This window comes from Psychrobacter sp. SC65A.3 (genome assembly GCF_025642195.1).
Lineage (GTDB): Bacteria > Pseudomonadota > Gammaproteobacteria > Pseudomonadales > Moraxellaceae > Psychrobacter > Psychrobacter cryohalolentis.
In genome coordinates this window covers 2810216-2831181 of record NZ_CP106752.1, presented here as the reverse complement: position 1 = coordinate 2831181, position 20966 = coordinate 2810216, and the positions used below count along the sequence as shown (strand labels likewise).

The 20966-nt window shown below is 41.8% G+C and carries 18 protein-coding genes; 9 read left to right on the top strand and 9 right to left on the bottom strand.

What is annotated here, in order from left to right; genetic code table 11:
* Positions 1-93 precede the first annotated feature (93 nt).
* A complete protein-coding gene (locus tag OEG80_RS11995; protein ID WP_263241015.1) occupies positions 94-1392 on the bottom strand; it encodes a saccharopine dehydrogenase family protein in 1299 nt (432 codons plus the stop codon).
* 459 nt (positions 1393-1851) lie between these two features.
* On the opposite strand from OEG80_RS11995, the gene OEG80_RS11990 reads away from it, so the two are divergent.
* Entirely contained in the window at positions 1852-2007 is a 156-nt protein-coding gene (locus OEG80_RS11990) for a DUF1328 domain-containing protein (RefSeq protein WP_011512513.1), read from the top strand.
* Between the two features lie 147 nt (positions 2008-2154).
* Here the strand turns inward: OEG80_RS11990 and OEG80_RS11985 are convergent, their stop codons facing one another.
* The 4 genes from OEG80_RS11985 to OEG80_RS11970 form a co-directional block, all read right to left on the bottom strand.
* The gene (locus OEG80_RS11985; RefSeq protein ID WP_133103928.1) at positions 2155-2448 is read right to left on the bottom strand and encodes a 4a-hydroxytetrahydrobiopterin dehydratase; all 294 of its coding nucleotides are present in this window, start codon (positions 2446-2448) and stop codon (positions 2155-2157) included.
* A 304-nt stretch (positions 2449-2752) separates the two neighbouring features.
* Positions 2753-3046 carry a GNAT family N-acetyltransferase gene (locus OEG80_RS11980; RefSeq protein ID WP_020442517.1) on the bottom strand — a complete coding sequence of 98 codons (294 nt, stop codon included), beginning with the start codon at positions 3044-3046 and terminating at the stop codon, positions 2753-2755.
* Positions 3047-3228: 182 nt separating this feature from the next.
* On the bottom strand, positions 3229-4575 hold the full coding sequence (locus OEG80_RS11975) for a fatty acid desaturase family protein (RefSeq protein WP_020442518.1): 1347 nt from the start codon (positions 4573-4575) through the stop codon (positions 3229-3231).
* Between the two features lie 129 nt (positions 4576-4704).
* Positions 4705-6027, bottom strand: coding sequence for a flavin reductase family protein (locus tag OEG80_RS11970; RefSeq protein WP_020442519.1), 1323 nt, complete (start codon positions 6025-6027; stop codon positions 4705-4707).
* Positions 6028-6398: 371 nt separating this feature from the next.
* On the opposite strand from OEG80_RS11970, the gene ettA reads away from it, so the two are divergent.
* From ettA to OEG80_RS11955, 3 genes are all read left to right on the top strand, one after another.
* Complete coding sequence (ettA, locus tag OEG80_RS11965) at positions 6399-8060, top strand: energy-dependent translational throttle protein EttA (protein WP_011512518.1); 1662 nt, start codon at positions 6399-6401, stop codon at positions 8058-8060.
* A gap of 96 nt (positions 8061-8156) precedes the next feature.
* The gene (locus OEG80_RS11960) at positions 8157-8675 is read left to right on the top strand and encodes a helix-turn-helix domain-containing protein (RefSeq protein ID WP_263241012.1); all 519 of its coding nucleotides are present in this window, start codon (positions 8157-8159) and stop codon (positions 8673-8675) included.
* Complete coding sequence (locus OEG80_RS11955; protein WP_263242443.1) at positions 8663-9502, top strand: IS3 family transposase; 840 nt, start codon at positions 8663-8665, stop codon at positions 9500-9502. The genes OEG80_RS11960 and OEG80_RS11955 overlap by 13 nt, the downstream gene beginning before the upstream one ends.
* Positions 9503-9577: 75 nt before the next feature.
* On the opposite strand, the gene plsB is transcribed toward OEG80_RS11955, so the two are convergent.
* On the bottom strand, positions 9578-12370 hold the full coding sequence (gene plsB / locus OEG80_RS11950) for a glycerol-3-phosphate 1-O-acyltransferase PlsB (protein ID WP_263241011.1): 2793 nt from the start codon (positions 12368-12370) through the stop codon (positions 9578-9580).
* A 247-nt stretch (positions 12371-12617) separates the two neighbouring features.
* Here plsB and ybaK point away from each other — a divergent pair, with 247 nt between their 5' ends.
* Both ybaK and OEG80_RS11940 read left to right on the top strand, forming a co-directional pair.
* Entirely contained in the window at positions 12618-13106 is a 489-nt protein-coding gene (gene ybaK / locus OEG80_RS11945; protein ID WP_263241009.1) for a Cys-tRNA(Pro) deacylase, read from the top strand.
* 81 nt (positions 13107-13187) lie between these two features.
* Positions 13188-13562 carry a 5-carboxymethyl-2-hydroxymuconate Delta-isomerase gene (locus tag OEG80_RS11940; RefSeq protein ID WP_011512521.1) on the top strand — a complete coding sequence of 125 codons (375 nt, stop codon included), beginning with the start codon at positions 13188-13190 and terminating at the stop codon, positions 13560-13562.
* Positions 13563-13666: 104 nt separating this feature from the next.
* Here the strand turns inward: OEG80_RS11940 and OEG80_RS11935 are convergent, their stop codons facing one another.
* A complete protein-coding gene (locus OEG80_RS11935; protein WP_263241008.1) occupies positions 13667-15487 on the bottom strand; it encodes an acyl-CoA dehydrogenase C-terminal domain-containing protein in 1821 nt (606 codons plus the stop codon).
* Between the two features lie 429 nt (positions 15488-15916).
* Here OEG80_RS11935 and OEG80_RS11930 point away from each other — a divergent pair, with 429 nt between their 5' ends.
* The gene (locus OEG80_RS11930) at positions 15917-17044 is read left to right on the top strand and encodes an FUSC family protein (RefSeq protein WP_263241007.1); all 1128 of its coding nucleotides are present in this window, start codon (positions 15917-15919) and stop codon (positions 17042-17044) included.
* A gap of 62 nt (positions 17045-17106) precedes the next feature.
* On the opposite strand, the gene aroE is transcribed toward OEG80_RS11930, so the two are convergent.
* Entirely contained in the window at positions 17107-17973 is an 867-nt protein-coding gene (gene aroE, locus OEG80_RS11925) for a shikimate dehydrogenase (RefSeq protein ID WP_263241005.1), read from the bottom strand.
* Positions 17974-18387: 414 nt separating this feature from the next.
* On the opposite strand from aroE, the gene OEG80_RS11920 reads away from it, so the two are divergent.
* Both OEG80_RS11920 and OEG80_RS11915 read left to right on the top strand, forming a co-directional pair.
* The gene (locus OEG80_RS11920) at positions 18388-19053 is read left to right on the top strand and encodes a hypothetical protein (protein WP_181209398.1); all 666 of its coding nucleotides are present in this window, start codon (positions 18388-18390) and stop codon (positions 19051-19053) included.
* 3 nt (positions 19054-19056) lie between these two features.
* The gene (locus OEG80_RS11915) at positions 19057-20067 is read left to right on the top strand and encodes an aminotransferase class IV (RefSeq protein ID WP_263241004.1); all 1011 of its coding nucleotides are present in this window, start codon (positions 19057-19059) and stop codon (positions 20065-20067) included.
* A gap of 39 nt (positions 20068-20106) precedes the next feature.
* On the opposite strand, the gene OEG80_RS11910 is transcribed toward OEG80_RS11915, so the two are convergent.
* Positions 20107-20871, bottom strand: coding sequence for a DpnI domain-containing protein (locus OEG80_RS11910; RefSeq protein ID WP_263241003.1), 765 nt, complete (start codon positions 20869-20871; stop codon positions 20107-20109).
* Between the last annotated feature and the right edge of the window lie 95 nt (positions 20872-20966).

Below are 20966 nucleotides of genomic sequence, written 5' to 3'. Positions count from 1 at the left end.
TATTGTGAGATAAAAACCGCACCTTGTGACCAAAATGCGGTTATTTTAATACTACTAATTGATATTATAGAAACTGCTTTTTAAGACATAGATTTAGTTATCAATCACATCAAAGCTCAGACCAGCGTGTTTCTCTAAACGAGCAAGTAGCTTGTCGCCCATTGCTGAAGCAGGTGTCCAAAAACCACCCTTCACTTCTTCTTTGCTGATATCTTGCGCTAGACATAATGCCGCTTGCGACAACATACGTGAAGTGCTGCCATAGCCTGGATCTTTATCACCCGTTACTTTGGTAGTAATACTGTCTTTGTTAGCTGTTTGCCCAAAGAGACGAATATCAAAATAGCCGTTTTCTTGCTCTTCTTTAGAAGGTCCTGAACCTGATTTAGGCAACACGTGCTTGGATAATAACTCGCGACTTGGCGTAATCATCATGGCAGTGGCAAAGCCGAGCAAGCCTGCACTCAAGGCGTAACTCGTCAGCTTACCTTTGATACCATCTTTCATCCACATTGCTTCATCATATTTAAATTCGCGTCCATATTCATAACCAAGCAACTGATTACTGCGATGCACAATGCGCGTATTGATACTTGCCATCACAAAAGGCGCAAGCCAGCGCTGATGTTCGCTATCGTATTCTGGTTTACTGACATTGCTCTGACGTGCGTTTGGCGCATATTTATCATCGTTCAGCAAATAAGGATTTGCCACTTGCTTACGACGAGATTTATCTTGTCCGACTTCCTCAAAGATGGTTGCCATTGAGGCAATCGTACCGCCTGATAGTCCGCCTTTCGCGGCTTTCACGCGCATATGAATCACATCACAAGCACTGTCAAACTTCGCTTCTGCTTGCTTTTGCGTAAAGTAGACGCCTAAATCTGATGGGATAGAATCAAAGCCACACGAGTTGACGATACGGGCGCCGCTTTGTTTTGCCGCCTCTTGATACTTATCCATCATATCTTTGATAAATATTGCCTCACCAGTGAGATCAACATAATCTGTGCCATTATCAACACACGATTTGATAAGCGGTTCGCCGTATTTAAGATAAGGTCCAACGGTTGAGATAATGACTTGCGTTTGCTCGGTCATTGCATCAAGGCTTGCCGCATCATCGCTATTGGCAATAATAATATCTACTGTGCTAGTAAGTTTAGATTGCAACTCGTTGAGCTTCTCTTGATCACGACCTGCTATCGCCCAATTAATTTCAGAGCCACTCTTATCTTTGTTAGCAGACAAAAACTCTGCCAGATAATGAGCAGTGATTTGCCCAACAAAGCTGGTTGCCCCATATAAAACCACTGCATAAGCTCGTTTTTCACTATTAATTTTTTTGTTATCACCTGATGAGTTGGTATTCTTTGATATATCCGTATTCATCGTTATCTTCCTTGTTAGTGTGCTTTGTCAAATGATTGTTATAAGAAAATGATCGTTAAGTTCAATTGAGCTTAAAAAAGCATCATAAATAACATTTATAAAATCGAGCGTAAGATCTTTGAATAATTTTCTCATATACCTAGTAGTACTTAAGTGCTTATTTACCGTTTCCACACATAAGTACTGAAAATATCTTTAAATGGTAAGATTTGCTACAAAGTTTACATAACCTATCGACATTATTACCAAAATGAACCTTTTAGATTGAAAATCATTGCTACTCTATATTCCTAAGCACTATCTACAGCATTATCTATATTTTTAAACACTAAGAGCTGTAAAAAAATAAAAAGCAAAATATCGGATGACTGAGGTTGGTAATGTAAGAGTTAGTTGGTTAGCAATTACTATAGCAACCTTATTATTTGACTTTTCAATTACTATTTTAGGAGAATTATTATGTTTCGTTGGGCTATTATTTTCGCCGTCATCGCATTGTTAGCAAGTTTCTTAGGATTTGGTGGTGTTGCTGGATTGTCTGCAAACTTCGCCTATATCTTGTTAGCATTAGCAGTCATTCTATTCATCGTGGCATTTGTTAGCCGCCGTATGTAATAGGAAAAGTATACTCGTCCTATAAAGACATTAGCCAGTTGGAAAACTGGCTAGTAAAAAAGACCTCAGATACTATCTGAGGTCTTTTTTTATGGCTAGAACATAGCTATCTGCTAAGCGATACGTAGTAAGCACACAGCTTGATATTTATAGGCGTTTGGGCTGGACGATATGTTCCATGCGTTTTGCTAAACGAACATCATGGCTGGTGATGCCGCCAGTATCGCCAGTAGTCAGGCGAACTTCTACTACATTATAGGTATTACTCCATTCAGGATGATGTTCTAAGGCCTCAGCATGAAAAGCCGCTTGATTCATGAAGCTCATAGCTTCAACAAAATCGCCAAAGTGGTAAGTTTTTACGATCGCATTACCTTCGCGCTGCCAGCCTGGTAATTCTTCTAGCTGCAAATCGACTTGTTGATTAGATAAACTACTCATGGTGATATCCTTTATTATTATGGTGGATAGAAAAATCATTATTAACGATAAAATAGTGTGGCAACTACTGTAATTTTTATTTGCCTTCACGAATGTAATAAACGCTTATAAAAAGTCATAGGACAAAAAACCCACCTGTCACTGACATTTTATTATATATTTGGTTAAAAAAATATAATAGAAGTATCAAGAAGATAGGAGGGCAATGACGTTATTAGTGAGAGTATATAGCGCTAGTATAACGGTTAATAGAGCAAACTATCGTAGCTATTTATCGTTAAACATACTTATTCAATAGTTTGAACTATAGTAGATCCTTGTAGTCAGGATTTTTATCAATATACGAAGCAACAAACGAGCACTGCGGTACTACTTTCTTATTGTTTTCACGAGCATAGTCCAATGCATGTTTTACTAATGCCGAGCCAACTCCTCGACCACCTAACTCCTGTGGGACGATAGTATGATCATATACCAGCTTATCCTCACGCTCTTTGTAACTAATATAACCTGTCTGCCCATCGATCGAAGTCTCAAAGCGTCTTGCTGCCTCATTATGGACGATATTCATATCTGATTTTGTACCGACGTTACTCATAAAAACTCCCTATTTTCAAATATTATAATTATTTCTACTCTTGTTATTGTGCAGATTTCTAGTTTACATCTCTAGGCTGTTAGCGTAAGAGCAGATAGGGCAAATGTTAATATTTTTAACAGGCTTCTATTCTAAAAGCTCTTTTCAAGATTAAAGACTATGCCAGTCTCATTAATAAAAAATCAGGCATAAAACATAGCTTGGCGCACGACCTGAGGGAGAAACCTTCTAAAACCACGTAATGTCTCAGTAGCTTTGTTAGAGGCATGGTTATTACTGCTATTGTTGGTAATGCTTCTATCATTATTTGATATCGATTGTGTGTAAGCGCGCCATTCATCGCTATTTGGTTTACTAAAATGGCGAATGCGTCCAATTACTTGCTTAAATTGATGACTAAAGTGCCCAGTATTATAGGCTAAATCGTATTTATCGCAGATGGCTTGTACGTTTGGTGCAATCTGCGCATAGTGCCTAGCAGGCATATCCGGAAAGATATGGTGCTCAATCTGATGCGATAAATTACCAGTCAGAATATGAAACCATTTATTACCCTGAATATTACTAGAACCGAGAATTTGGCGTACGTACCAATCACCTTTGCTCTCATTGGCATCAAGCTGGGTATAAATATGCGCCTGCTCAGTAAAGTGACCACAAAATATCACCGCCCATGTCCATAGATTACGGGCGATATTGGCAGTGATATTACCGCTTAGGGTCGTCATTGCACTACTATGACCTAATGTCAGACCTGCCACCGCAGGAAAAGCAATATAATCTTTACCCATTTGCCGGGCGATTTTACTGAATAGGGCACGAGCTTTTGGCTGCATTATTCCTGCCAGCTGCGGCTTATCTGCGTATTCGTCAACACTGATTTGGATATCATGGAAAGCGACTGCCCATTCAAAGCCTAATGCCAATATCATCGTCTTAAATAAGTTATAACGATCGCTTGGCGTCCAAGGCTGCTCATCAGTCACACGAATCAAGTGATAGCCGACGTCATGGTCGCGACCGACGATATTGGTAAAAGTATGATGCAAGTAGTTATGCGAATGCTGCCATAGGGGCGCAGGGCAAACGATATCCCAATCGAACTTTTGGCTGTTAAGGTGAGGGTGCTGCATCCAATCATACTGACCATGCATGACGTTATGACCAAGCTCCATATTGTTTAAAATTTTACTAAAACTCAGTAAGGATGTGCCAAGTAGCCAAACGCTAAGTTTGCTACGTTTTGATGATAATTGCCCAGAAAATGCCAGTAATGCCCGTGAAATGACCTCGCTATATACCACCGTTCCATAAACACGCTGAATATAGCGCGCATCATCGCTGCCTAGTGAGTCCATCACGCTTTGATACAGAGTATTCAATTCATTAGCGAGCGCTTCGGTTTGCACTTTTGGTAACGGCGTACCCGTTAACGTTGGATATCGCGTGGTTTTGAATGGTGCATCGACTAACGAAGTTATAGTAGAGACTGCAGATTTAGCTTTAAATATAGGGGGTAACAAGCGCATAGATAGTCCTTATCCGAAGGTGCATCAATAAATCGTAAGCACAACGTTCGGTTTAATCATCGGTGTCAGTTTTAATAAACATTACAAATAAATGTTTATGCAAGGCTGTCTTATCCTTGATAATATTTTTTAAATATCCAATATGACATCAGTCATTGGTACATTAATGCAGGTTTGAATAGACTCATAGCCATCATTACTTATCTTACCGGTTTGAATGTTTTTTACTCTACCGCTGATTTTATTACAGCGACACAGCTGACAGATACCTTGTCTGCAGCCGTGGCTCATTCGAATACCAGCGCTCTCAGCACCTAATAGTAATGTCGTACTACTGTTATATTGTCGTTGCCGTCCACGTAAATAAATTGTTTTTACGTCGCTAGTAATCACTTCTTCGTCTGCTTTATCTATAGCAGGCAAGATATGATTGAAGTTCTCTATGGCACTAAAGCTCTCTATCGTAATGTTGTCACGCAGCTGCTTGTTATCTGGCAAATTAATCTCATCGCAAGCGCGGTACAAACCCGCTAACAACGCCGGCGAACCACAGGCAAATATCTGTGTATCCATCAGCGGTAATTTTAATGCTGTTAAAGTTTCTACGCTCAAATGTCGTGAGCCGGCAAGATAAGTATTGGGGTCTTCTGTATTAATAAGATGATAAATGAATGTTGGATACTTAGTAGCTAACTGCTGCCATTGATCTTGCAATGGGGATTTATAGAAGTTTGTACGATTGTAATGTAGCAGCGTTACTGGATGCCCATTTTGCAGCGCCTGCGTAATCAAACCTAGCATTGGCGTAATACCACTGCCGCTAGCGATAAACAATAGTGGCAGTGGTGTAGAGGTAAGGGATAAGGGTTCGCTTATTTGACTTGCTTGCTGTGCTAACACTGTATGAGCTAGAGTAAATTCGCCACTGGGTAAACTGCTATTAAATATAGCACCCAGTGCTGCACGTTTACTTAGATAATCTGATACTAGACCTTGCGGCTTAACAGCAATAGTCATCGTAGAGACAATAGCTTGCGGTTGTGACTTTTCATCAAGGCGATCTCTATCAGAACCGTTTTTATCAAGGCTATTATTAAGGTTGTCTTGATTTCGATTAGAATTTTTATCGCTGTCCTCATGCCACCATAATGGCTGCTGCGCTAGACCAACCAATGAATAGGGGCGTTGATGATAAATACCATCAATCAGTATGCTTAAATTAATATGCTGACCGCCATGCCAGCCATCGTGTGAGCTATTACCTGAACTAAAAGCTTGCTGCTTAAAGGCGCGGTTAGGCTCAAATTGTAGCGCTATCAAGTCATCACTGAGTGTACGGCGTGCTATAAGACGCAATTTAGGCACAGTTAATGACCAAAAGGGGTGCAGCCGTGTACTGATGAAATCAATAAACACACGTTGGATCAGTTCAGGGCGATAGCCAGTCGTCATGGAGTACCTTTTCTATTGAGCCGTTTTTACAAAGCTATTTTATTAAGATTAGCTAATATAATATCGTCTATTGATTAATTTTGCGAAATGTTTAATGCTGTTTTTTGTGGTTTTTATAAAACGGCCATGGATCAGAAAGATACACCAGTAAGCTGAATGATAATTTTAATAGAAGCATTTTATATAAAATGCGCTCAGCTTTATGTCAAAAGGTATGAAACAAGCGGTAAAACAGCCAGTTAGCTTGCAGGGGTTGCGCCACAATGCGATAATGACAGTCAATGAATACCCCTGATTTTGAGGTGCAGCTTACTTGGTAGTATTGCTAAGTCTGTTTGTTTTCCTCTTTTATGCAGTCTATCGGAGTGTTAATGGCTCAATATATTTACACGATGAACAACGTGTCAAAACTTGTTCCACCTAAGCGTGAAATCTTAAAGAACATCAATCTATCTTTTTTCCCTGGCGCCAAAATTGGTGTTTTGGGTATCAATGGTTCAGGTAAATCAACCTTGCTACGCATCATGGCGGGCGTGGATACTGAATTTAGTGGTGAAGCTCGTGCGCAAACGGGTACCAAAATCGGTTATTTGCCGCAGGAACCGCAGCTCGATGACAGCAAAGATGTCCGTGGTAACGTCGAAGACGGTATGCGTGAGGCGTTAGATGCGCTTGCTCGTCTTGATGCCATTTATGCGGAATATGCTGAACCCGATGCTGACTTTGACAAGCTTGCTGAAGAGCAAGGTAAGATGGAAGACATCATCCAAGCATGGGATGCGCATAACTTAAATACCCAGCTTGAAAAAGCGGCTGATGCACTTCGTCTGCCACCATGGGATGCGGATGTCAGTAAACTATCAGGTGGTGAAAAACGCCGTGTGGCGCTATGCCGTTTGCTATTATCACGCCCTGATATGTTATTACTTGACGAACCAACCAACCATTTGGACGCTGAGTCCGTGGCATGGTTAGAGCAGTTCTTGCAGAACTATAGTGGTACTATCGTTGCCATTACCCATGACCGTTATTTCTTGGATAACGTTGCTCAGTGGATTTTGGAGCTTGACCGCGGTCATGGCTATCCGTATGAAGGCAACTATACTGAGTGGCTTGAGCAAAAGAACACTCGTCTAGAGCAGCAGAATAAGCAAGAAGAATCGTTTGCTAAAGCGTTAAAAAAAGAGCTGGATTGGATTCGTAAAAACCAAAAAGGTCAACAAGCTAAGTCTAAATCTCGCGTGCAGCGTTTTGAAGAATTGAACTCACAAGAGTTCCAGAAGCGTAATGAGACCTCTGAGATTTATATTCCACCGGGTCCTCGTTTGGGTAATAAAGTCATCGAAGTCAACGATATCTCCAAGTCATTTGGTGACCGTTTACTCTATGAAAACCTTAGCTTTAACGTCCCAGCTGGTGCCATTGTTGGTATTATTGGTCCAAATGGTGCGGGTAAAACCACACTATTTAACATGATTACCGAACGCGATACGCCAGATACAGGCTCAGTCGATTTGGGCGAAAGTGTCAAAGTTGCTTATGTTGGTCAGGTACGCGACAATTTAGATGATAGCAAAACGGTTTGGGAAGAAATCTCTGACGGGCTTGATATTATTACCGTTGGTGACTATACGACGCCAAGCCGCGCTTATATTGGTCGCTTTAACTTTAAAGGTTCAGACCAGCAAAAGCACGTCGGTCAATTGTCTGGTGGTGAGCGTAACCGCTTGCAGTTAGCTAAGACCTTGAAGCAAGGCGCAAACGTATTGCTCCTTGATGAACCATCAAACGATTTGGACATCGAAACCTTACGTGCGTTAGAAGATGCGATTCAGGTCTTCCCAGGTACTGTCATGGTCGTGTCGCATGATCGATGGTTCCTTGACCGTATCGCGACTCATATCTTGGCGTTTGAAGATGAAGGTCCAGTTTGGTTCGATGGTAATTATTCTGAGTTTGAAACGTATCGTAAAAAGACGATGGGTGATGATGCCAATCCTAAGCGTATGAAGTATAAAAAGATTTCAACTTAAGATAGCTGCTCAGAAATTTCAAATGTAAAGTAATAAAAAAGACCTCTAATTTGAACCGACCCCCATAAGTTGGACACAACTTATGGGGGTATTTTTATGCGTTACGATCTAGACTTTAAGATGCAAGTCATCGCATACTATCGGCAAGGACATACCGGACTTGCCACAAGTGAGAAGTTTAAAGTAGATTCGAAACTTGTACAAAAATGGGTTAAGCAATACCAAAGCGGTGGTATAGACGCGATCAAGCCAAAGACAAGTAAGGCCAAATACAGCAGTGGGTTTAAATACAAAGTGATTACGACCATGCTGACGCAAGGATTAAGTCAATCCGAGGTCGCTTTAACATTTAACATCAGCTCACCGGCGCTAATCAGTCATTGGCACAAAGCATATCGACAACAAGGCATGTCTGGCCTAATATCCAAACCCAAAGGTAGAACCGCCATGAGTAAACCCTTTATCACAGACAAACCAGATGATGAGAAAACCTTAGCAGAGCTTAAGCGTGAGAATGAGTACCTACGTGCAGAGAACGCCTACCTAAAAAAGCTCGATGCCTTGCTCAAAGCGGAGGAACAAGCAGGCAAAAAGCAAGGCTCATCGAAGCACTAAGACAAGCGCACCCTTTATCTGCTTTGCTAAACATCGCTAAGATGGCTAAGAGTGTCTTTTACTACCATAGGTGCCAGTTTGACGTTAAAGACAAATATGCAGACTTAAAACAGCGTATTGCTAAGCTGTATCATAAGCACAAAGGCAGGTATGGCTATCGCAGAATAACGGCCGCGCTAAAGCAGTTAGATTGTCATCATAACCATAAGCTCATCGCTAAGCTTATGCATGACATGACCCTTAGCGCAAAGATAAGACGTCAGAAGTATCGCTCCTATAAAGGACAACAAGGTAAGATTGCGAAGAACTATTTAAAACGCCAGTTTCATGCAGATAGACCGAACAAGCGCTGGCTCACCGATATTACCGAGTTTAAGGTCGGTGATGATAAGCTGTATTTGTCGCCCATACTAGATTGTTATAACAATGAGATTGTCAGTTATACACTCTCAAAGAGACCGACTTATGACTTAGTTGGCAAGATGCTAGAGGATGCTTTGGCAAAGACGAAAGCGTGTCGTGATAAGACGCTCATGCTACATTCTGATCAAGGATGGCATTATCAAATGAGACTGTTTGGACAGGTGCTGAAACAGCATGGGATTAAGCAAAGTATGAGCAGAAAAGGCAACTGTTTGGATAATGCGCTCATGGAGGGGTTCTTCGGTACCCTGAAGTGCGAGACCATTTATATTGAAAAGCCTAATTCGATTGAAGGTTTAGAGAAACAGATTCATGAGTATATTCACTACTATAATCATGAAAGAATTCAACTCAAACTAAAAGGACTGAGTCCTGTTAAGTACAGAACTCAGTCCTTGATATAAAATAAACCGTCTAACATTTGGGGGTCAGTTCAATTATTAGAGGTCTTTTTTATGCATCATAAAATTGATTAAAAGTTAACGCTTACGCCCAAATTTACGTTGCTTTTTATTGCTGATCTCAGTAATAGCATGGGCAATCTCTTCTTCATTCAGACTGGCTACTTGATGCAGAATTTGCATCATTTCAGGTCTCAGCACATATTTTGCATGATGAGCAATATCATTGATACGTTGATCAAAGGTTAAGATGCCAGTTTCTGTATCTTTTTGCAGATAATCCAAACGAGTCAATGCACCGAGGAAACTGGTGAATAATGCGCGATCAAAGAAGTCAGGAATATCATCAGCATATAACACTGATAAACGTTGACCAAGCAGATGACATAAATCAACTACTTCGTTTTCGGTTAAGTTGCCTGAGCCTTGTTGAGCGAGTAGAGCCAAGGTCATAAAGTAGCGTTCAAGACTTTGCTCAACCGGCGTGGCAAGCACTTGTAGCTGTTGGTAGCATCTGCTATTGGCTTCAGGGACGCTCAGCATACCATCGCCCAATTCTACAATTAGACCGTGAGCAATCAGACTGTCAACTTTTTTGTTCAGGGTATCCGCCAAACCATGCGCAGGATAATATAAGAATAGCTCGCTTTGCAGAAATGGATAGAGCTGCATGGCGATATTGTCTAGACGGCTACGTTCGATACGACCATTACGGGCAACTAAAGCCGCTAAGAAAGACAGGAGAATAAAGACATGAAGAATATTATTGCGGAAATAACTCAACAGTGCTGCTTGCTTACCTGCAATCTGAATGATATCGCCCAAGATATGAGGGATACGTTCAATAAGTTTTAACTTAATACCATAATCAATAATTTGCTGCGGCGACATGTCGGTAACGACCGTATCACTTGAATACGGCAGCTGTTGAGCCAAACCTTGATAAAGGGCAATTTGCTCGCGGCAAATATCTTCATCGAGCGCCGATTTTGGTGCAGATAGTAACACCAGTGACAGCAAGGATACCGGAGTAACCACTGCTGCTTTATTGATATGCTGCATGACTTTGACACCGATATTATCAACCATGGCGCTGGCTTTATCATCGAGCGGCGTATCGGTGCGATCAGCAGGTAAGCTGTTTTCTGGTACATCAAATTTGGCCATAAAATCGGTTAGATGTAGCGGTGTACCAAAACTTAAGTGCACATTGCCAAAAATACGTTCAATCTTGCGACCGACTTTGAGGAGTCCAAGTAATGATTCAGACTCTTTTGGCTTACCTTTTAGCTCACCGATATAGGTGCCACCTTCCATGATGCGCTCATAACCGATATAAGTCGGAATAAAGACCACTGGCTTGTTACTCTGACGCAATTGGCTGTGCACTGTCATTGCTAGCATACCCATTTTCGGTGGTAGCAAACGTCCTGAGCGTGAGCGCCCGCCTTCGATAAAGTATTCAATCGGCGTATTACGAGTAATAAGCGTGTGCATATACTCGCGTAAAACTGCGGTATAAAGCGCATTACCACGGAAACTACGACGTATATAAAAAGCCACTGCACCGCGTAATATTGGACCTAAAACTGGCACATCTAAGTTGTCACCCGCAGCGACATAAGGAATACTCAAGCCGCGTTTATAAATGACATAAGACAGTAATAGGTAGTCAACATGGCTACGATGACAAGGTACATATACCAGCTCATAATCTGCTGCCAGTTCACGTACGCGCTCGAAGTGATGTACTTCTACACCATCATACAATTGCGTCCATAACCACGTTAAAAATTTATAAAAACCGCGGATGATGGCATGTGAGTAATCATTAACCATCTCATTAGCGTAGCTCTTTGCGAGTAGTCGCGCTTCTCGAGGGCTAGTACCTGTTGCCGCCGCTTCTGCCTCTATTGCATGTTTGATGGCAGGCGAGTAAACCAGCTTATCTACTAAGTTACGTCTGTCTGATAAGTCAGGACCGAGCATACTGGCGCGTTGTTTGTCCAAATAAATATTAAGCTGCTGCTGCAATGAGCGTACAAGCTCACGATTGCCATCAGCCGCAGCTACCACAGTATAATTTGGCGCTACACCGATTGTATTTTCAGTGGCGCTATCTGTAGCATCACTGGCATTCGTATCAAGAGTAGCAGATTCAAAGATAGCGGAATTTAAGTCAGTAGGCTCATCGTCATCGTCTTTAAGGCTATCATTAATAAGGGTACGCAAATCTTGCGGAGGATGGAACTGTATAAAAGTATCGCGTCCCATCACGCCGATATTAAATAACTGTTTGGTAATGCTAGGATCTTGCCAGTTATCAGCCGTTAGCAGTTTAAATAAAGAATCCTCTTTTTCAGGCGCGCGTCCCCAGAGGATAGATACTGGTACCAAGCGTACTTTTAATTCTGGATACTGCAAAACAGCAGAGACCAGACGTGATAGGCGCGGTGATAGTTGGTTTTCTTTAGCATGGGGGTGATGTAAAAATATAATGGCAGCATTTTCTTTGATATTATGAGCACTGTCATTTACCCCAACCAATGCTGGCGGTAATTTATGTTCTTGCGTTTGTAAGTCAATCAAAATACTGTTGGAGCGCGAATAATCTTGCAGCACATAAAATCTTAACGTCTGATCATCCTGATCAAACTCTGGCAATTCGCCCAAAAGCTTTGGTTTTACCGCCACATCTAGCATCTGTCCCGAGATTTTACGGTACAATTGATTAATTGGTGCATTAGTATAAGGCGTGGGTACAACAGGGCTGCCATCAATTTTTGGCGTGTCTGACGGTTCAGTGGCTGGCGTATTGCCGCTGACCACTGGTGCTTTAAAAATCCGTTTTTTTAAGAACTTCGGTATCATAATTGGTATCAAAATTAGTCAAATATATTGCCCTTATAATGCCATAAAAGCCATCAAAGCGATATATAGTGTCTGTAGATACTACCAATATTAATAAGCTCTGGTTACTGTGCAGTAAGATACGCGCTGCATAAGCTATTCAATGATTTGAAAAGTAAAGTATTTAGGGTAAAAATAGTTTTGTACAAGATATACTATCTTGTATTTCTGCTTACTCATTAACGTCACTTAATTCAGTGAGAATATTATGACGCCAGCTATCAATCTCGCCAAACAACGTGGTCTTGATTATCGATTACACGAGTATACTCATGACAGTAACGCTGCCTCTTTTGGGTTAGAAGCGGCCGAAAAGCTGAGTGTTGACGTGACACAGGTTTTTAAAACCTTGGTCGTATTGACTGATACAGATGTGCTCGCTGTTGCTATCTTGCCAGTGGATAAAACCTTAAACTTTAAAAAAATGGCTAAGGCGCTATCTGTTAATAAAATGCTGGCCTGCAAAAAAGTCCAAATGGCAGATCCCAAACAAGTCGAGCGTAGTACCGGCTATGTATTAGGCGGTGTCAGTCCATTGGGACAAAAAAAACGCTTGCCAACTGTTGTAGATGAGTCAGCGCAAACACATTCAACCATCTATGTGAGCGGTGGTCGCCGTGGTCTAGAGATTGAACTGCCGCCAGCACAATTAGCGACGACACTTACGGCTCGCTTTGCCTCTATTACCGATGATTGAAAACGGCTGATTGTCAGATACATTAGCTTTGCGAAGCTATTCACTTTTCGTTTTTTACCCGTATTGTATAAGGATATAATCATGCCGCATTTAACCATTCAAGTGACACCCAATGTCAGTATTGCTCACGAAGAATCATTCCTCAAAGCATTGAATAAGATCCTGTGGGACAGTGGACACTTTGGTAAAGCAACAGATATTAAAGCGCGCATTATTCGTGTTGAAACGTTTTTAGTGGGCGTTGAAGATGATGAGCAAGTCAATGGCTTTATTTATGCACATCTAAAAATCATGAGCGGTCGTGATATAAGTATCCGTAATCAGCTTGCTGAGCAATTGGTGACTACTATAGAGCAAACGCTGGGTGCTGAGCAATCAGGACGCGCATCGTTACAAGTATGCGTAGAGGTTGAAGAGATTAGCGCGGTGTATCATAAGAAAATGTTAAATGCGTAACTGAATTTATTAGTTACTTGCTAATACAGTATAAAAAAAGCGCCTAGTTATTTAACTAAGCGCTTTTTTATTTATAACAGTCTTAGACTAGCTTTTAATCAACCCTAGTCTAAGAAAGCAAAGTTTTCGATTTTCATGGCAGTCATGCTGCTGCTTGGTGCAACCATACCTTCGGCGTGACCTGAGGTACGTGGCAACAGCTTATCAAAATAGAATTCTGCCGTTTGGATTTTGGCTTTGTAGAACTCTGGTGATTCTGTGCCGCCATTTTCAAGCTTGTCATAAGCGACAGCCGCCATACGTGCCCAGTGATAACCCATCATGACATAGCCTGAGTACATCAAGAAATCGTCTGATGCTGCTGAGATGATTTCACGGTCTTTACGTGCCATTAGCATCAAGCGAACCGTTAAGGTATTCCACTCAGCACAAAGCTTGGTCAATGCCCAAACGAATTTACGCATGTCTTTATCAAGTGCATACTCGCCACACCATTTCATGATGCTTGAGGTGTAATCGCGGATGATTTTACCTTTAGACTGCAAGATAACCTTACGACCGAGCAAATCAAGTGCCTGAATACCAGTCGTACCTTCGTACATGGTCGCGATACGAGCATCACGAGCGATAAGCTCCATGCCCCATTCTTTGATATAGCCATGACCGCCATAGATTTGCTGACCGTGTTTAGCTGCTTCAATACCTAGCTCAGTCAAGAAGCCTTTTAGGATAGGCGTATAGAAGCCAAGCTTATCATCCCATTTTTCAAACTCTTCGTCATCGCCATTGATGATGCCTTGTGCCATTTTATCTGCATAGCGTGCTGAATGATAAATCATTGAGCGACCGCCTTCGGCAAAGGCTTTTTGGGTAAGTAACATACGACGTACGTCAGCATGATGGATAATCGCATCAGCTACTTTTTCAGGATCTTTCGTGCCTGATAAAGTACGCATTGAACGACGATCTTTGGCATATGGCAGAGCGTTTTGGAATGACAATTCAGTGTGCGCCAGACCTTGGATACCAGTACCAATACGGGCAGTGTTCATAAAGGTGAACATGGCTTTTAGACCTTTGTTCGGCTCACCAATTAAGTAACCAACGGCATCATCAAAGTTTAGGACACAAGTCGCTGATGAGCTGATGCCCATTTTGTGTTCAATAGATCCACAAGAGACGCCATTGCGCTCGCCAATTTCGCCTTCAGCATTTGGCAAAAATTTCGGTACGATAAATAATGAAATACCGCGGGTGCCTTCTGGTGCATCCGGTAGACGGGCTAAAACGATATGAATAATGTTTTCAGTTAAGTCATGCTCGCCACTTGAGATGAAGATCTTAGTACCGCTAAGCTTATAGCTGCCATCGTCTTGTGGAATAGCTTTTGACTTTACTTGACCCAAGTCTGTACCACATTGTGGCTCAGTTAGACACATAGTGCCTGCCCAAGAGCCTTCGACCAATTTATGTAGATATGTCTCTTTTTGCTCATCCGTACCATACTGCATAATGGTATTGATACAGCCGGTTGATAAACCAGGATACATTGCCCAAGGCCAGTTAGCCGTACCGATCATTTCAGCTTTGATAAGGTTCAATGAGGTCGGTAAGTTCATACCGCCATATTCTTCAGGGTAAGAAATACCTTGCCAGCCACCATCAACAAACTGCTGATATGCTTCTTTAAAGCCTTTAGGCGTAGTCACCACACCATTCTCAAAATGACAACCTTCTTCATCCGCTGGCTGATATAAAGGTGCCAAAACGTTTTCGGCAAAATCTGCCATCCCTTGAAGAATCATATCAACGGTTTCAGGATCTGCATTTTCGCCATTATCCAAATCTTTATAATGCGTTTGGTAGTCAAATACATCATTAATTAAAAACTTGATATCACGTAAAGGTGCTTTGTAAGTTAACATAGTCGCTCTCTTTAGTTGTTCGCTATCATAGACGGTTGACTTAGTTTTTAAGCCAGAGTTTATGGAAACGATTTTAATTATTTGGAATAAAAACAGAGAATATCTTGAGTCAATGGGTGGATATGTTAAGGCTAGCTTGTCTATTATGGAAACTGTTAAGTTATCCTTGATAAAAAACAGTCGTTACGCATTGATGCAGTATAAATCTTATATAGCGACAAATATATAACTAATAACTAATATTCATAGTTTATTAGTATAATTACAACATTAAGTTATTATTGTGTCAATGAGCTTTTTAACCTCATGTTTTGCTAAGCCATTATCTATAATTTGCTTAGCCATTATCTATAATAAGAATAACCGTATGATCAAGGCGAACGGGAAGCCCATTATTCTAATGCATTTACGATATAAGGAAGGCTTTGTATGAGCGTACCAAAGTCCAAGGCAAAGCGGGTGTCTTGGCTGACACTATTATTGACTCGCCTGAAGTTATTGATAGATGGTGAGCTTGCTCATTTGCTGACAGTCAATCAAAGCAAGAGACCATGGCATATGCCCATTATCGCTGCCATTACCATCAGTTTCCCCGTATTTGTGGGCGCTTACTTTGAGGCTTTGCCATCAGGTATTAAGGCGTCTTTGGGGGCAATGGTCATCTTGAATTTACCTTTAATAGGCAAGCTGCCTTATCGTTTAGTGACTTTGATGGCATGGGGCTTTGCCATGTCGTTATGCTTTGCATTCGGCTTGGCAGCACAGCAAGTACCTATTCTTAGGCTGCCAGTGTTTATGCTGATAGCCTTTGGTGTGGTTATGTTTGGACGTTATTATCGCCAGCCGCCGCCAGCTGGCTTGTTTGTGATGATGGCTGGGGCGCTAGCATTATTTATACCTTTGCCATTAGAGAAAATCATGTCAGCCACTGGGCTTGTGATGCTGGGCAGTGGCTTTGCCTTAATCATGGGGTTGCTGTATTCACTATTTTTATTAGCGACGCGTCCTGCTACGCCGACACCAACTTATAGCTATGAGCCTGATACCATTAGTGAAAGCATTATTGTCGCGGGTTTTGTCAGTTTAGCGCTCTTGATTCCCTTAATGCTAAATATGTCTAATCCGTACTGGGCAGCGGTTAGCTGTTTTCTGATCATTCAGGGTATCCACTTACGGACGATGTGGATTAAGCAACTACATCGTTTACTAGGGACATTGGTGGGCGCGGGTCTGGCGAGTTGGATGCTATCTTGGGGTCTGTCGATATGGGGTATCGCTATTTCAATATTGGTTATGATGCTTTGTATTGAATCCTTGGTAGATCGTCATTATGGACTAGCCGTTGTATTTATCACACCACTGACGATATTCATTGCAGAATATGGCAGTGGGTTACCGCTTACGTCAGCGGTCTATCAAGAGGTCACGCACACACGCTTGTTGGATACACTACTTGGTTGTATGGTGGGTCTTGGTGGCGGGGTTGTCATGCATTCAACGAATTTGCGTGTACCGCTGCGCCGTATAGAAAAATGGCTGCTGACACGATTTGGCTAGTATAAAAACGTAGATCGTTTTTGTCATTTAGATAGATGATAGCTGCACTCGTGCACCGTTTATTATGTTGATACGTTTTCTAATGCGGTAGTCGCTTGCGCAACATCAATAGCGCGTCCTGTCCAACGCTCAAAACTTAACGCCGCTTGCCCGATTAGCATGCCGTAACCATCCGATGTCTGAGCACCACGGATAGAAAAATGTTGTAAAAATGGCAGCTCACGTCCATACATCATATCGTAAGCATATTGGCAGTTTAGCTTATCGGTTAGTGGCAAGGTTTCACCTGATAGTCCGATGGATGTGGCATTGATAATGATATCAAAGTCGCCACTTAAATCAGCCGTCGCATAGGTCTGAATAGTATGTTGATTTATCTTTTCGCTTGCGGTGCTAAGTTCATCGACTAAAATTTCTGCCTTACTCACTGTACGATTGGCGATACTCAGCGTTTCAATACCAGCCTCTATCAGCGGCAATACCACGCCGCGCGCTGCACCACCTGCCCCAATGATTGCCACGCGTGCACCATTCAATGGCCAGCCTAAACGCTGCATATGATTGACCAATCCTTGACCATCAGTATTGTCACCAAATAACGCCTCTACGGGTGATACACCTTTTGCCAATAGTGCTTTATCTAACAATAAAGTATTGACCGCGCCAGCCACTTTGGCATGTTCAGATAAGCCGCCTCGTGCTGCACAGCATTCATATGCGACTTGTTTAAAAGGCACAGTTACATTAGCGCCCACGCCGCCACCGTGAAAAAACGCTTCTACCACTGCCGTAAAACTTGCCGCATCATCTGGACAATATTGTCGTTGATAACAGATATCAAGCCCTGCTTGCGTACCAAATAACGTATGGATTTCAGGAGATTTGCTGTGGGCAATCGGATTACCAATAACAATAAAATGCTGGGTCATAAAGGCTCCACTGGCGGTACAGGGCATAAGTAAGGGTATCAAAGCGTACTTATCATAAGGGATAACGCGCCGTTTGACAAACCTGAAGCTATGGATATAACTAGCTGAGTCGGGGTAAATTTTTATGACGTTAGCATCTTAACAAATCTGTACTCTCTGCGAGTGTTATCCGTAAGGTAAAGGGTGGTCAAGCGCTAAGCAGTTGGGTAAACTAGAGAGCATGAAAAAGTAACCATATTATTTTTCCCTGTGCTTTTTTAATGTGATTTATAGAATATTTAAATAGAAAAAGCGTATGTATAAAATTCAGTGATAGCAAGACTTCAATAACAGACACTATTCATTATCAGCGGCATACCTAGCTGCTTGTTAATACCATTTTCAGAACTATCTTAAAGTGTGAGTAAGTTGCCCATGTGGAATAACACCCTACAGACCCTTATGGTCAGTACGATAATGGCAGTTGGCGTGTCGTTAAGCGCCTGTGATAACAATAAAAGCAGCAAAGTATCAACAGAGGAAGTAAGTGCTGATAAGCAGACCGTCTCCGATACACCAAAACCAAAAGACCCTGCGCCAAATGCTGATTTAGATGGCGCTACTGCGCAAGAGGGCACCCCAGTCAAATATGATGTCGCGTCATGGGGTCCTAAGAAAGTCGAGCCGCTTCGTGTCGATCAACTAGACGATATCAAATCAACACTTGGTAAAGTGGTCAGCACCGATGAAAATAGCTTGGATTATGCCAGTAATCCTGCGTCCAAATACCGTTTTATGAATACCGAAGCACCTTATTTAGATCTTATCGATTCTGAAAAATATCTCGAGCTTGGCTGGTACTTTGCCAATCCTACCGACTCGGATAAAGAAAAATCACTCAGTCAAGGTCATGCCAAAAAATCCTATCAACTTGCTCGTCAATTAATGGGTGATGAGGGCGGTAAGCTGGTGGCTGATATGCTAAACGGTCAAATTATCAAAAATAAAGTCATCGGTGGGCAAAAAGTAGAGCTGGCAAAATGTGAGTTCTATAGCTGTATGCTGGTCATCAATAAGTCTGCTAGCCAAAAAAATCAGTAAGCCATGCAGCCATCAAATAGCTGGGTCTGTTTATCTGCATTAGACAAGCAGACTACAGCCAGTACCGCCTCATTAGACAATCGCGGATTGGCATACGCCGATGGTTTTTTTACCACCATGGGCGTTATCAATGGGCAGATACTGTGGGCGGAGTATCATCATCAGCGTCTCATCTCTCATGCGACTGCCTTGCAGCTTGATTTAGACCACTGCTGTTTATTATCTGCCTTGCAAGTGCATGCGCAGCAGCTACAACAAGGTATGCTAAAGCTTATTATCACACGCGCCGCACAAGATATCCGTGGTTATGGCTATACGCCAAGTGAGTGCGGTAGCAAGTGTGAGACTTGGCTGAAATCCTTAGCGATGAAGGTTAGCACTACTGCGCAATTGCCGTTAGCTGATGGTATTTTTGTTCCGATGCAGCCTATGAGCACTGCTGTTTGTTTATCTTCGCAAATCGCTTGTCTGCCGCCGTCTCTTGCTGGACTAAAAAGTCTAAATCGTCTTGATAATGTGTTAGCGAGTGCGGAGTTGCAGGATATCAAAGCTCGTTCATTAAACTCTAATGGATCGCAAGATATCAGTGAGGGCTTGCTACGTGATATGACTGGGTGCTGGGTTGAAGGCACGATGAGCAATATGTTTTATCAATTATCTGATTGCCGACTGGTAGAGTCGCCATCTTCAGAGATGATAAATACGGCTAATGATGATAAAGATAGTGCTGATAAAAACAAGGCTGTTAAAGGCAACGCAAATTATTTAACCCAAGGTCAATGGTATACGTCATCAATGGCACAATCGGGCGTCGCTGGCGTGATGCGGCAAGTAATTATTGATGAGTTATCTACGACGAAATATCCAGTTGTTGTGCGGTCATTACAAGATAAGGATTTGCCACAGCTTCAGCAGCTGTTCTTTTGCAATGCGTTACGCGGTATTATGCCAATGACCAGTCTGACGTTACTGTCGGGTGAAATAGTGAGTTTTAAGCGATTTAATCATATTTAAAAAGGGCAGCCTAGAGCTGAGCGTTATAACGAAAAGCGTTTAATATAATTTTTGATAATGACCACGACCCAAAAACTTAATAATGCCTCTATCGCGTAATATTTGTAATTGCTGACGGATTTTATCTTTAATGTGGTTGTTTTCAGGATGTTTAAGCTTTAATAAGTCGGCAAACGCATAAACCTGATTGAGAGAGAAATTAGCTTCTAGCTTATCAATACATTGCAATACATCTAGTGTCCAGCCGCGTGAGGCGATAGATTGTGTACGTAAAAACAAGGTTTTTTGAAATTGCTCAGTGACATTATCTCGTGGTATGACTTGCTGGTCTTTGACTAAAAATACTTTTCCTGATTCGGGCACTTTACGCAAGTCAATATTACAGCCAACCCAGCCCGCACGTTTGGCCGTAACGGATAACGGTTTGCGCTTTATAATCATATCGGGCTTGAAGAATTGTTTGGGAATGATTAAGAAGTTGTTGACGCTCAATGCTTGAGAATAGGTCAAAAAGAAAAAGCTGGGATTATTGTCACTGTTGATACGTTCAATCATGGTGTCATAAGCACCATCATTAATAATGTTACTTAATTTAGCCTTCTTACTTTTTAGTTCGTATTCTTCTTTACAGTTTGCACAATAAAAATCAGCGACAGGTTTGCCGTTCGTAAATGCAGCCAATGGTTCGGCATTACAATTAGGACAGTAACTTTGGTTGGCGACCCAATCTTCGCTAAGCACACGAATTTTTTGAAGTTCAGATTTATATTTTTTGGCAAGATTTTGATTAAAATTTAGGTTCATAGCCCGTTTTCTTATTAAAGGAAAGATTTGAAGTGATACATAAGCGATATGAGTATTAAGCCATATAAATGAGCTTAAACGCTAAGTTAATGGAT